This is a genomic window from Pseudoalteromonas sp. S1609 (assembly GCF_005887255.1).
Classification (GTDB): Bacteria; Pseudomonadota; Gammaproteobacteria; order Enterobacterales; family Alteromonadaceae; genus Pseudoalteromonas.
In genome coordinates this window covers 71,174-84,194 of record NZ_PNDJ01000001.1, presented here as the reverse complement: position 1 = coordinate 84,194, position 13,021 = coordinate 71,174, and the positions used below count along the sequence as shown (strand labels likewise).

At 41.5% G+C, this 13,021-nt stretch carries 14 protein-coding genes; 3 read left to right on the top strand and 11 right to left on the bottom strand.

Annotation, left to right across the window (positions count from 1 at the left end):
* Nucleotides 1-224 precede the first annotated feature (224 nt).
* Complete coding sequence (locus tag CWB76_RS00365; RefSeq protein WP_138604888.1) at nt 225-1,619, top strand: M28 family peptidase; 1,395 nt, start codon at nt 225-227, stop codon at nt 1,617-1,619.
* A gap of 121 nt (nt 1,620-1,740) precedes the next feature.
* The gene (locus CWB76_RS00360) at nt 1,741-2,187 is read left to right on the top strand and encodes a DUF4826 family protein (RefSeq protein WP_138604887.1); all 447 of its coding nucleotides are present in this window, start codon (nt 1,741-1,743) and stop codon (nt 2,185-2,187) included.
* 85 nt (nt 2,188-2,272) lie between these two features.
* Here CWB76_RS00360 and CWB76_RS00355 read toward each other — a convergent pair whose 3' ends face one another.
* Genes CWB76_RS00355 through CWB76_RS00340 form a run of 4 tightly spaced genes read right to left on the bottom strand, consistent with a single transcriptional unit; the run spans nt 2,273 to nt 5,183 of the window.
* Nucleotides 2,273-2,740 (bottom strand): outer membrane lipoprotein, encoded by a 468-nt coding sequence (locus tag CWB76_RS00355; RefSeq protein ID WP_138604886.1) that lies wholly within the window; start codon nt 2,738-2,740, stop codon nt 2,273-2,275.
* Nucleotides 2,741-2,755: 15 nt separating this feature from the next.
* Nucleotides 2,756-3,373, bottom strand: coding sequence for a penicillin-binding protein activator LpoB (lpoB, locus tag CWB76_RS00350; protein WP_502704759.1), 618 nt, complete (start codon nt 3,371-3,373; stop codon nt 2,756-2,758).
* Between the two features lie 11 nt (nt 3,374-3,384).
* A complete protein-coding gene (locus CWB76_RS00345) occupies nt 3,385-3,810 on the bottom strand; it encodes a YcfL family putative periplasmic lipoprotein (protein ID WP_138604884.1) in 426 nt (141 codons plus the stop codon).
* An 8-nt stretch (nt 3,811-3,818) separates the two neighbouring features.
* Nucleotides 3,819-5,183, bottom strand: coding sequence for a COG3014 family protein (locus CWB76_RS00340; RefSeq protein ID WP_138604883.1), 1,365 nt, complete (start codon nt 5,181-5,183; stop codon nt 3,819-3,821).
* A gap of 196 nt (nt 5,184-5,379) precedes the next feature.
* On the opposite strand from CWB76_RS00340, the gene CWB76_RS00335 reads away from it, so the two are divergent.
* Nucleotides 5,380-6,258 carry a DMT family transporter gene (locus CWB76_RS00335; RefSeq protein ID WP_138604882.1) on the top strand — a complete coding sequence of 293 codons (879 nt, stop codon included), beginning with the start codon at nt 5,380-5,382 and terminating at the stop codon, nt 6,256-6,258.
* Here CWB76_RS00335 and CWB76_RS00330 read toward each other — a convergent pair.
* The 7 genes from CWB76_RS00330 to CWB76_RS00300 form a co-directional block, all read right to left on the bottom strand.
* Nucleotides 6,242-6,940 carry a M15 family metallopeptidase gene (locus tag CWB76_RS00330; protein ID WP_138604881.1) on the bottom strand — a complete coding sequence of 233 codons (699 nt, stop codon included), beginning with the start codon at nt 6,938-6,940 and terminating at the stop codon, nt 6,242-6,244. The two genes, CWB76_RS00335 and CWB76_RS00330, sit on opposite strands and share 17 nt — an antisense overlap.
* Entirely contained in the window at nt 6,940-8,070 is a 1,131-nt protein-coding gene (gene dapE, locus CWB76_RS00325) for a succinyl-diaminopimelate desuccinylase (protein WP_138604880.1), read from the bottom strand. Before dapE ends, CWB76_RS00330 begins: the two co-directional genes overlap by 1 nt.
* On the bottom strand, nt 8,070-8,414 hold the full coding sequence (locus tag CWB76_RS00320) for an ArsC family reductase (RefSeq protein ID WP_054200795.1): 345 nt from the start codon (nt 8,412-8,414) through the stop codon (nt 8,070-8,072). Before CWB76_RS00320 ends, dapE begins: the two co-directional genes overlap by 1 nt.
* 4 nt (nt 8,415-8,418) lie before the next feature.
* Nucleotides 8,419-8,916: a PTS glucose transporter subunit IIA gene (locus tag CWB76_RS00315; protein WP_138604879.1), complete on the bottom strand. Its 498-nt coding sequence runs from the start codon at nt 8,914-8,916 to the stop codon at nt 8,419-8,421.
* Between the two features lie 6 nt (nt 8,917-8,922).
* Entirely contained in the window at nt 8,923-9,306 is a 384-nt protein-coding gene (locus CWB76_RS00310; protein ID WP_171039579.1) for an ACT domain-containing protein, read from the bottom strand.
* A 222-nt stretch (nt 9,307-9,528) separates the two neighbouring features.
* The gene (gene pta / locus CWB76_RS00305) at nt 9,529-11,682 is read right to left on the bottom strand and encodes a phosphate acetyltransferase (protein WP_054200797.1); all 2,154 of its coding nucleotides are present in this window, start codon (nt 11,680-11,682) and stop codon (nt 9,529-9,531) included.
* Between the two features lies 1 nt (nt 11,683).
* Entirely contained in the window at nt 11,684-12,898 is a 1,215-nt protein-coding gene (locus tag CWB76_RS00300; protein WP_138604878.1) for an acetate kinase, read from the bottom strand.
* Nucleotides 12,899-13,021 lie beyond the last annotated feature (123 nt).

Sequence of the window (13,021 nt, the reverse complement as noted above, 5' to 3'; positions counted from 1 at the left end):
TGATTAATCGTGTTTATCTCTTTAGTATACGTACAAATCAGCATAAGTGATTATTTTTATTAAACTAGCGTACTTATTAGTTGCAAATGAACTAAGCCGAGCAAGCTAGCTAATGTTAATTAAATGTAATTTAACCTGAGGTTTTTAACGTCTATCTCAAAAGCATTGCTGTATAACTACAGAGCTGTCATTTTAAAAACATCAACAATGAGGATTAAACTGCTATGTCAATTTCACCTTTAAAGTTAGTTACTCGGCTTATTAAATATAGTGCGGTTGCATCTGTTTGTAGCGCATCATTTTATAGTGTGGCGGCACAAACCACACAACAAGCATCATTGCATAATATTGCAGGGCAAATTTCAGCGCAGCGTATTGGAGATGATATTCAAACGTTGGTGGATTTTGGGACTCGCCATACTTTATCTGAAACTAAATCGGATACTCGTGGTATTGGCGCGGCAAGGCGTTGGATAAAAAAAGAATTTGAAGCAATTTCTGCACAGTGTGGTGGCTGTTTAGAAATACTCGAAGTAAAGCAAACCATTTCGGGAGAAAAGCGTATTCCTAACCCTGTAGAAGTGGTTAATATAATTGCGATTCAGCGCGGTAATACCGATCCTAACCGTATGGTGATGATGTCGGGAGATATAGACTCGCGGGTTAGTGATGTTATGGACTTTACTAGCGATTCACCGGGAGCAAACGATAATGCATCAGGGGTGGCCGGTGTTATTGAAGCTGCACGGGTGTTATCGCAATATACGTTTAATGGCTCAGTGGTATACGCCGCACTCTCAGGTGAAGAGCAAGGTTTATTTGGTGGTAAAATTTTAACTGCTTACGCACAAAAAAATAACTGGCAGGTTCATGGTGTTTTAAATAACGACATGATTGGCAATATTACCGGCATTAATGGCGTAACAGATAACACAACTGCACGCATTTTTTCTGAAGGCACGCGCGTCGTTGAAACTAAAGAACAAGCCCGCACTCGTCGTTTTACCGGCGGCGAAGTTGACTCAGCGAGCCGTAATTTAGCACGTTACATAGACACCATTGCTGATAAATATATTGAAAACTTAGATACCATGCTGGTATATAGGCTCGACCGCTTTGCCCGAGGCGGGCATCACCGTCCGTTTAATGATGCGGGCTTTGCGGCTGTGCGTATTATGGAAACCAACGAGCATTATGACCGCCAACATCAAGACCTGCGCACCGAAAATGGGGTTGTGTACGGTGATACCATTGATGGGGTCGATTTTGATTACGCCGCAAAGCTAACTTCATTAAATGCGGTTAGTCTTGCGTCAATGGCATGGGCTCCTGCGCCTCCAAAAGAAGTGAGAATTAGTGGTGCTGTACGCGCCAGTACCACTCTTACTTGGCAGCCAACAGAAGATGAAAATGTAGCGGGCTACCGTATATACTGGCGCTACACCAGTGAGCCACAATGGCAATATAGCCAATGGGTTGATAATGTCAGTGAATTTACCCTAAAAAATGTGGTTATTGATAACTACTATTTTGGGGTGGCTAGCGTGAATCAACAGGGGGTGGAATCACCAGTGGTATTCCCAGGTGCTGTAGGCTCGTTTGATCACAATATAAAGTAAGTGTGCTTTGCTTGAAAATTCAGCAAACAGCTGCGAATAAGGTGTTAAGCACGCTATTTATGCTTGCGCCTTATTTGTTATGCCCTTAAAGTGTAAACAAAGAAGTAAAAAGGTTATTAAAATGCAGCAACAAGAACAACAACCATTAACACCAGAGCAGCAAGCTGAACTTCAGCAACAAGAAATTAAATGGCAGCGCGAGTGTTTTCAAAATGCACAACAACATTTAGCTGAAAAAGGCATTATGCCTAAAACCTTGCTTGAAAAAGAAAGTCGTTTTTTAGCGCCTTTATGTGCGCTTTGGAAATTTAAAGCGCAAAACGGTAAGAGTTACTGGGTGATTACAGGTCGTTTACCAACCGATCACGCTGAAGCGTCTGCAGCAAAAGATGCACGTGATGCCATGCGTTATTTTTCATTGCAGTGGCAGTTAAAGGCCGACCAAATTATTACAGCGGGTGCACGAGATAAAACCCAAGCCGACTTTGCAAACTTACTTATAAATCGTGCTCACGGCTTATATGAAATGCATGAAAATGAGCAGCTTTGGGCAAAAGAACCCGCTTAAAAATAAACGAAATTACCCTTTAAAAAAACCTAACTTAGTTACCTAAGTTAGGTTTTTGTTTTTCAGCTATACCCTTGCAAGAAGCTTAATACGCGCTATCAACTCGCACTGTGTTATTGGTTAAGTAGATTAGGCGAACATTATCCCCTTGATGAAAACGCATAGCGGGATCGCTGTCTTGTACCACCATAAATTGCTCACCACTTTCTACTTGTATCAGTAATTCAACGAGCTGTGTGTTTTCATAGCGCTGTGTTTGCTGCTGATTATGAGCAACGTTACCACCAATCACCGATCCTAAAATAGTCGCTACAGTACGACCACTGCCGCCGCCAAACTGGTTACCAATAACGCCGCCTATTAAGGCACCGCCAAAGGTTTTCCAGCCGTTACTTTTGTCTTGTACTAATTGTTGCTCAGTAATAGTGCGCACCGACTTTACTTTACCAAATAGTACTTGCTGTACAGGAACGGCTTTATTTCGTTCGTACTTGGCAAACGTTGGGGCACTTACTACTAATAAAGCGCATAAAATTAAGCTAAGCGTTTTCATAATTCGCTCCTGTTATTACCAACCAAACGTTGATTTTTCACGCGTTTTACGAATTTCAGTTTCGTCAGCCCATTCGACAAGACCGCTTTGCATATCCATTAAACGTATTGTAAATTTGTAGTACACATCGGCTTTATCTGCATTAGATTTAACAATGCTTGATAGGTTACCGTACAGCATATATTGCGCACCAATTTGCTTACCAAAAGCCACCGCAGTACTTGGGTTGACTAAGGCGTCTTCGTTTTGAAATGTAATTTGCTCACGAACCGCCTCTACACGGGTCATATCAACAAATCTAAATCTGCCGCTACGCAGTAATTGTGTAGAGATTGAGTCGGTGATTGATTCTGTATCTATGTGTTCACTAGTTTTATTTTTAATACGCTCTACAAATACCACAGGGCGTGTATTGGCGGTCATAGTACCAACCACAGGCGAACTAAGCAGAGAGTCGGTCATTTGCGAGGCAACTTTTTGTAAGTCAGTAGAGCCAAAGTTTATATCTGTGGTTTCTACGGCTTGGGCATCACCATAGCTGACAACTGCTTTATTGGCACAGCCTGAAAGTGTCAGTGCCGCTAAGCCTAAAATTGCATAACTAGACAGTGATTTAAATTGTTTATTGATCATCATGATTTCCTTTAATCTTTAAATTCTTGTGCGTCGGTTGATACTTCTCTTACCGCTAATGAGAAGGTAACGGCATTAGAGCTAGGTGCTAGTCCTGCAAGCTGAGTTTTAGCAAAGCCAAATAATGTTAGGGCTTGCCACGGTGAGTGGTTGCCTTTAATAACAAAGCCATCTTTATCAAACCAGTTAAATTGATACTGTAAGTATTGCGACTTTTTATAGGTACTCGCTAAAGTAACTACCACGTCGGTAAGGTTATTTGTTTGACGCGTTTTTACATCACTGATTAAAAGCTTTTTAGCTAATTGTGGGTTATTAACATTGAGCTGCTCTTTATAAGCGTTGGCAGTTTGCTCAACCCCAATACCTGAGGTTACAGGTCGGCTGCTACATGCGCTAAGCATAAACAGCGCAATAACGGGAAGTATGTATTTCATGATGGCTCCTAAAGTTGCACTACATGGGAGTTAAAATAGTTATTAACAGAGGTTAGGTAGATTAACGTTAACCCTTGCTTACTAACGGTAAAATTTATTGGCGGTTGTGAGCCAACGTTTAAAGTATGCTCGCCTGCTTTCACTGCACTGCGGACAAGGCTGATCTGATTAGGCAGGGTAAGCCAACTGCGCGTATCTGCTTGCTCAGATGCAAGGTTATACAAGTTTGCCAAAATGTTCCCTACATCACCGGCACTACGCGCAAGCTCTGCACGCATTTTTTCTTTAGCGACAAGGCGTAATATTTGCCTTGAAACACGACCAGCTACTTGCTGTTCTAACGTTTTAGCAGCGAGTGCCTCTAAATGTACTAAAGGGCTTAATGCTAAATTTTGGTCATCAACTTTTAAATTATTAACGGCACTGCTGTAGGCATTATTAATATAAACTGGCATTGCTAGGCTATAAAAGCGGGCATCCCCCTGCGAAGTATAAATGGGCAATCGCAATTTAAACTCGTGCTGTTTTGGTATAAGGCCTTGTTCAAATAATATAACTACTTCGCCTTGATTTTTATCTATGGCGTTTACTTCACCAAACTGTCGCTTAAATTGCTGGTAGTCATCTGCAAAACCTTGCTGCTTAGCAAGGCGCAATATATCTTGCTGTAAATACGGATTGTTAGGTTGTATTTCGAGCGCTTTTTTATAATCAATGTAGGCATCATCGCCTTGCTTTGCTTTTTCATATAACAACCCGGATAAGTAAAACGTGTACGCATTTTGAAAGCCATTTTTTACCGAGCGAGTTAAATTATCCATGTCTGGGTAGTGTTGCTGTGCTTGGGCAATGGCATTATCAAATTCGCTTTGATTATCAAGTAGTGCATCAACTTGTACTTTATTAGCGCGGCGTATTTCAACTAACGCGCTCTCAATATCGCGTTTATAAACATAATTAAGTGCTTTGTAGCTATGCAACATACTCATTTCGTAAGCAGGGGGGATATAACCTATAGCTGAGTCGTTGGTTAACAGCGCATTGCTTTGCTCAAGCCCTGCACTTACTTGTATTTTGGCTGCTTGGCGTTTAGCTTGCATTTGTTGATAGACATTTTCAAAATATGTTTGCGCACTGTCTGGATTATTAGCTAAATCAGCAATACGTCCTTGCTCTAATTGGTTCAGTAAATAATTACTGTGCGCTTTACTATTGCTTTTTATAAGGGCGCGTGCATTTTCAATATTATTATTGCTAATAGCTTGTCTAACAGGGGTGGTGTTTGTGGCATAATCATTAAACAAGTCGTTAAAGCCAATAGTGCTGCAACCACTTACAATAAAGCAAAAACTGAAAATTAAAATGTGACGCACACGCACTCCTTTTATCTATTTTATAAGGTTAACACATGGCTTATAAATGTAGGTGTGAAAGATTGTAAAAAAGCGTAGTGTATAAACATTAAAGCTTTATCATTAAAAAATAACCATATTAACGTTTACAACAATGGACGCTAATTTAATCCGTATATAAATACGGTACATATTTATCAATACGTTAGGAATTTATTTGAAAGCCACTCTGTTTACTATTATCGCGTTAGTTGCCTTTGCTGCCAATTCGTTATTGTGTCGCTTAGCATTAGCTCAAGGTTATATTGATGCGTGGAATTTCACTGTTATACGGCTTCTCAGCGGGGCAGTGTGTTTGACCATTATTATGCTGCTCTATACAAAGCAGTTAAATAAAAATGCACAATTAAGTGGTTCTGTTATTAACGATACCGGAAGCTGGCGAAGCAGTGTGAGCTTGCTGATATACGCGCTGTGTTTTTCTATAGCTTATATAGAGTTAGATACCGGTATGGGCGCGCTTATTTTATTCTCCGCGGTGCAATTTACCATGATTGGCTGGGGCATCTATAAGCAAGAGCGCTTAACCGCTGTGCAATGGCTTGCATTTATTGTGGCGTTTGCGGCTTTTGTTTACTTAATGCTGCCTTCGCAAACAGCGCCACCGGTAATGGCGGCAGTATTAATGAGCATAAGTGGCGTGGCATGGGGAATATACAGTATTCGTGGCAAGGCGTGTGTGTCACCACTTAGGGCCACCACTTATAACTTTATTCGCAGCTTATTAGTGCTACCTATTTTAATTGTGGTGGGTATGAGCCAGCTTAAGAATGTACGTATGGAAGGGGTGTTACTTGCCATTGGCTCAGGTGCGATAGCATCTGGTGTTGGTTACAGTATTTGGTATGTGGCTATGCCATTATTAAAAAGCACGCATGCAGCTATAGTGCAGTTATGCGTGCCCGTTTTGGCAGCTATTGCAGGAGCGGTGTTTTTATCAGAAACCTTAACTGTGCAATTTATGCTCCCGAGCAGTATTATTTTACTAGCGGTATTGGTTTTTACGTTAAATAAAAAAACTAATAACACTGCTTAGCTGGTGGACTCACATTGAGCACAAAGCGTTCATATAAAGCAGGTAAATGGGTTAAAATAGCGTCTTTACCTAATAAATCACTCTCTTTAATGCAGTTGTGTAATACCTCAACTGACAGGTGCCTCATAAGCTGCTCTGATTGCGCAATGTGGCTAATATGCCAAAGTTCTGGGGCAACACCGCCTAAATCATGCTGATAAGGCCGATAAAATCCAAATTCTGCCAGGTGAGTGTCTAGCCATTGACTCAGTTCGGCAAAAGGTCCGCCATGCTGATATTCATCGGGGGTTAGTTGTAACTCATAATCGTCACTCACTGCGCTTTTATCAAAAATATCTAAGTCAGTGCCTAAATGATGGCGACTTGCCCCTGGCAGTGCAGAGTACAGCATTATGGCGGTACATTTTTCAATATCACTCAGTGAATTTAGTTCAACGGCTTGTTGCGCTTTATTTAACACCACGCGCTTATTTGAAAATTTAGCATTCCAAATAGCTGATTGACGATTAAAATCCCGAAAGCTTGATGCAATACATAAATCAAAGCCAGCGGATGCAGCCGCTGATTGCAGTGCAACAAAGTCGTTGACAATATTGGTATGCAAATAATGGTTTTGTATGGCGACTAGGTGTGCATCACTTTGTCCGGTGATGCATTGTATGAGTTCTTTATTTGCAGTCATTAAGTTAACAGTCGTTCTAATATTTGTTCATAAATATCGGCCAGCGCGATCAGGTCATCTGTGCTAACACACTCATCAACTTTATGAATTGTGGCGTTACGTGGCCCCAGCTCGATTACTTTAGCGCCGGTTTGAGCAATAAAGCGGCCATCTGATGTCCCACCTGTTGTTTCTAAATTAGTGGTTAAGCCAGTTACTGATTTAATCGCAGCGACGGTAGCATCAACTAACGGACCGTGATCGGTTAAAAACGGTAGGCCATTTACAATCCAATTTAGTTCGTAATTCAAATTATGTTTTTGTAAAATCGCGTTCACTTCTTGTTGCAGCTGCTGATGAGTAACTTCGGTGCTAAACCTAAAGTTAAATTGTACTTCAAGCTCACCGGGGATCACATTACCAGCACCTGTGCCACCATTAATGTTAGAGATTTGAAAGCTGGTGGCTGGGAAAAAGTCGTTACCCATATCCCACACAGTTTGGCTTAATTCGGTTAAAGCTGGTGTGGCTAAATGAATTGGGTTTTGCGCTAAATGCGGGTAAGCCACATGACCTTGCACGCCTTTAATAGTTAAAAAACCAGTTAAAGAACCACGACGACCATTTTTAACCACATCACCGAGTACATCGCGCGATGAAGGCTCACCAACAAGACACATATCAATTTTTTCACCGCGCTCTTCTAAAGTATCTATTACGCGGGTAGTGCCGTTAATAAACGGGCCTTCCTCATCTGAGGTAATTAAAAACGAGATAGAACCTTTATGATCAGGGTGCTTAGATACAAAACGCTCTGTGGCTACAACCATAGCTGCCAGTGAGCCTTTCATGTCGGCAGCGCCACGGCCATGTAATAAACCGTCTTCAATTAGGCCCGCAAAAGGCGGGTGCTGCCAATTTTTTTCAGGCCCTGTGGGCACCACATCGGTATGACCGGCAAAACAAAAGTGTGGTGATTGCGTACCTTTTCGTGCCCAAGTATTGAGCGTGTCAGTAAAAAAGAGCGATTCGATGTCAAAGCCAATTGCACTTAGACGCTCATTCATCATGTGTTGGCAGCCTGCATCTTCAGGGGTAACCGACTCTCGCTGAATTAAAGCTTGGGCTAGGGTAATTACTGGATGGGTCATTATTTAAAGATCTCATCGTATTGTGCTGATTTAAAACCTAAGTGATATTGCCCATCATTAATAAGAACAGGGCGTTTAATCATTGCAGGTTGTTCAACCAATATATCGATAGCAGTTTGCTTAGTTAAGCTTTGCTTTTGCTCATCCGACAGCGCTCTGTATGTTGTGCCACGTTTATTAACAAGCTGTTCCCAGTCAATATGCTCTGCAAAATCGCTAACCATATTATGATTAACGCCATCTTTACGATAGTCATGGAAAGTGAACGCGATGTCATTATCGCTTAGGTATTTTTTTGCTTTTTTGATTGTGTCGCAGTTGCTAATGCCATAGAGAGTGATCATAAACCTACTTCTTTTTGATAATAGTTAATAAGGTATCTACACCAGCATTGACCTGCGGGTGAGAATAATGAAAAGTGCCTAAGTCGTGGCCATTGAGTATGATAAGGCTAGCTAAAATAGGCGTATCGAGTTCACGCAAATCAAAGTAAGCGAGGCGCTGTCCTTTGGTTATTTTGCTGCCATTAAGCTGAGCAATATGAGTATGCGTGAGAGTTTGAGAATCAGGAACAGCTAAGTTTATTAATACTTTTAAGCCATTTTTAGCTTTTAAAATAAACTCGCACCCGCCGCTTTTAACTTGTAATAAAGTGCCATTAAATGGCGCTAACACTTTATGGCTAGTTAAGCTGACCATGATTCCTGGCCCTAAAGTTCCAAAGCGGAAAAAAGCTTCAGGATGCGCGTCGATTTGCAAAACTTTGCCACTGAATGGGCTGGTTATTTGTATTGCGCTTCGGCCAATTTTATTTTTAGTTAAATAGCTAACGTCTTCAGATTTCATTATTAATTAAGTTACCACGTTGTAGCCATCGGCTTTGAGAGCAGCCATTGCTTTGTTAACAGTTTGCTTTTTTACTAAAATATAGTCTGTGTCGTAGGTTGAAATTGAAAAAATTGACACGCCTGCTCTTGCTAATACCCCTGAAATATTTGCCATGATACCGGTTAATGAAAACCCTAAGGGGCCAATTACTTCTAATGCTTGCCAATTCGATTCTGTATCTTGGCTATCAATTATAAAGTCATCAGGGCAAACGACCGAGAGTTCATCGTGCGTTTTTGAAATAAAAAATAATGGTTGCTTTAACAGGGCTGGAGGGATGTCGGCATCAAGCGCTAAACTATGAATTGATAAAACAGTGCTGTGTAATTGTAGTGTTTGTTTTGACATAAAACCCATCCATAGCAGCAAGATAATAGCTTTATAGTATAGAGTATTGAATCTAAGTTAAAGGCCCAAACTGAGCCGTTGTTAAAGTTTTTATTAATTAAAAAATAATTGTCCACAATTTCTGTGGATAAGCTTGGGGGTTGTAAGGTATAAATAGCCTAACCTATTAATAAGTAATTAAAAAATGGCTAGGCTATAAAAAGGACATGTTAGTTAAAGGGGTTAATTAAGTGCCTCAGCTTGCGCTGCTTGAATGGCAGTTAAAGCAATGGTATACACTATGTCGTCAACTAATGCGCCACGGCTTAAGTCGTTAACTGGTTTACGCATCCCTTGCAGCATCGGACCGATACTGATCAAATCAGCGCTTCGTTGTACCGCTTTATAGGTGGTGTTGCCAGTATTTAAATCAGGGAATATAAACACCGTTGCTTTACCTGCAACAGGGCTGTTAGGTGCCTTTTTAATTGCTACACTTTCCATAATCGCTGCATCATACTGTAATGGGCCATCTATAATTAGATCAGGACGCTTTTGCTGGGCCAGTTTAGTTGCCGCTCGCACTTTTTCTACATCAGCCCCACTGCCCGAGTCACCGGTGCTGTAACTTATCATGGCTACGCGAGGTTCAATACCAAATGCTGCTGCTGAGTCGGCAGATTGAATTGCAATGTCAGCTAGTTGTTCGGCATTAGGATCGGGATTAATAGCGCAATCACCATAAACCAAAACCTGATCAGGCAATAGCATAAAGAATACAGAAGACACTAATGATGAACCTGGCGCGGTTTTAATTAACTGTAACGGTGGGCGAATGGTATTGGCAGTGGTGTTTACCGCACCCGATACCAGGCCATCGACTTTACCTTGCTCTAGCATCATAGTACCAAGTACGACGTGATCTTGAAGTTGCTCTTGGGCAACTACTTCGGTAAGACCTTTATTTTTACGAATTTCCACCATAGGTGCTACGTAATCATTTATGATACTGCTTGGCTCAATTACAGTTACATGCTCGTTAAGCTCAATGCCTTGTTGCTCGGCTATACGTAATATTTCATCACGATCACCTAATAAAATTGTTTTAGCAATGCCGCGCTGGCCACAAATAGCGGCTGCTTTAATGGTTCTAGGTTCGTTACCCTCAGGCAGTACAATTGTTTTTTCGGCTTTACGAGCTTTTTCAGTCAATAAATACCTAAAGGCAGGAGGGGATAGTTTTCGGGTTTTCCCCACACTTTTAGCTAAGGTATCTAACCAATCAGAATCTATATACTCTGCGTTATGATCTTTTACCTTTTCAATGCGCTGTTCATCATCGCTTGGCACTTCTAGGTTAAAGTTATGCAGTAATAACGAGGTGCGCCAAGTGTCGCCTTCGGTTGCTAAAATAGGCAGCCCTGTTTGCATGGCTTGTTCGCACAGCGCCATGATGCGCGGCTCAGGCTCAAAGCCACCGGTGAGCAAAATAGCGCCTAGTTTAGTACCGTTCATAGCAGACAAGCAGGCTGCAACCAATATATCTGAACGATCGCCTGGGGTGACCAATAACGCACCTGGGGTAAAATAATTTAGAATATTTGATACTGTGCGTGCGCAAAAAGTAATGCGTCTTAGTCGACGATGCACCATGTCGCCTTCGTTAATAATAGTGGCTTTTAAATAGGCACTTAAATCTTTAACGCGTGGCGCTACCAGCTCAAAATCCCACGGAATGGCACCAAGTAACATAAAAGGATTTTTTCTAAAAATAGGTAAAGAGGCCAGACGGTTAAGCTCGTTATCCAGTGCTTCTGGCTTGTAAGTATCGACTAAATCAGCGCGAGCACGACCTTCTTCATCTAGAGGGGCATTTACTTTATTGAAAATACAACCCAGCACACGAGGGTGATCTATGCCACCGTAATTTCCGGCAGCAATTTCAAGGCGATCTTCAATTTGGGTAATACTGTAATTCCCTGGGGTAAGCACAAATACAATATCGGCCCCTAAGGTTTGCGCAATTTCACGGTTTATGCGTCCCGCATAAGGTTGGCGACGAGTAGGCACCATTCCTTCTATTATAGCCACTTCGTCATCGTTGATCTTACTTTGAAAACGCTCAACAATTTCTTCTAATAAGTCATCACCTTTACCATCACCAATCATTTGCTCTGCGTAATCGAGCGCAAACGGTGTTGGCGGCTTAATTGGTGAGCCTTGAGTGACAATTTGGGTCGATTTTTCAGGGCCAGTTTCACCTGCACGCGGCTGGGCGATAGGTTTGAAAAAGTTAACCTTAACCGTCTTTTGTTCCAGCGCTCTTACTAAACCAACTGATACTGAGGTTAAACCTACCCCTGTAGAGATAGGTACCAACATAATACGACGAGCCATATTATAACTCCTTGGTGATGTTTGCGGCGTCGAGTGCAATAACCCATTCTTCGTTGGTAGGCATAACCACCGCTTTGCTTGTTGAATTAGCAGCGCTAATTAATCCAGCTTGGCCAAACCGTGCATCAAGGTTTGCTTGAGGGTCTAAATTGATACCTAAAAAGGCTAACTGTGTAAGTACTTTTTCGCGAATAATATCGGAATTCTCGCCAATACCACCGGTAAAAATAAGCGCATCTAACTTTTGCAGCGGTACCATGTAGGCGGCTATTTGTTTTGCTAAGCGGTAGCAAAACATATTAAGTGCCAGCATGGCTTGCGAGTTGCCAGCAATAGCAGCCTCTTCAATAGTACGGCAATCGTTTGATAACTCGCTTATTCCTAATAGGCCACTCTTTTGATTTAGCAGGTCATCAATTTGCTGCGCAGTGTAATCAAGCTGCGTAGTTAAAAAGTTAAATAACCCTGGGTCAATGTCACCACAACGGGTACCCATTACAAGTCCTTCAAGCGGGGTTAAGCCCATGCTGGTATCGACACTTTTACCGTTTTTGATTGCACACACCGAGCAGCCATTGCCTAAGTGGGCGCTAATAAAGTTACTTTCTTCAACAGGTAAAGCCAGCATTTTAGCGGTTTGACCTGCTACATAAAAATGGCTAGTGCCATGAAACCCATAGCGTCTAACCCCAAAGTCGTTATAAAGCTTATAAGGAAGGGCATACAAATAAGCAACCTCATCCATAGTTTGATGAAATGCGGTATCAAACACAGCTATTTGTGGTAAATCTTTAAATGATGCTTGTGCTGATGAAATACCTAGTAAATTAGCGTGACCATGTAAGGGGGCCAGTGTGGCTGCTTGGGTAATACCTGCAATGACGTTTTCGTCAATTAAAACTGATTGGGTAAAGTGCTCGCCACCATGTACTACGCGATGGCCCACAGCTACTAATTGATCGTCTAAATTGTGATCTTTTATTAAATCAACCAGCGTATCAATTGCTTGGGCATGTGCTTGGTTAGCAGCGAGCTTAATAGTGGTTTTTTCTCCCTGAAACTTATATTTAATTGAGGGAGCATTATCACCTAGGCGCTCCGCTAAACCTGATATAATGTCGTTTCCTGTGTTTGCATCAATAATTGCAAACTTTAGACTTGAGCTTCCACAATTGAGTACCAAAACATGGTTCGGATTATTTGGGAGTGTTGGCATAGATTCATTTTCCATTTAAGTATTAATCAGTACACTTGGTTGATGTATAAGCCTTTGTGGCTTAAATAAGTGTAGACTAAAGTGTAGTAGACTTTATTAAAAGGGCTTTGTGAAATTCTTTCG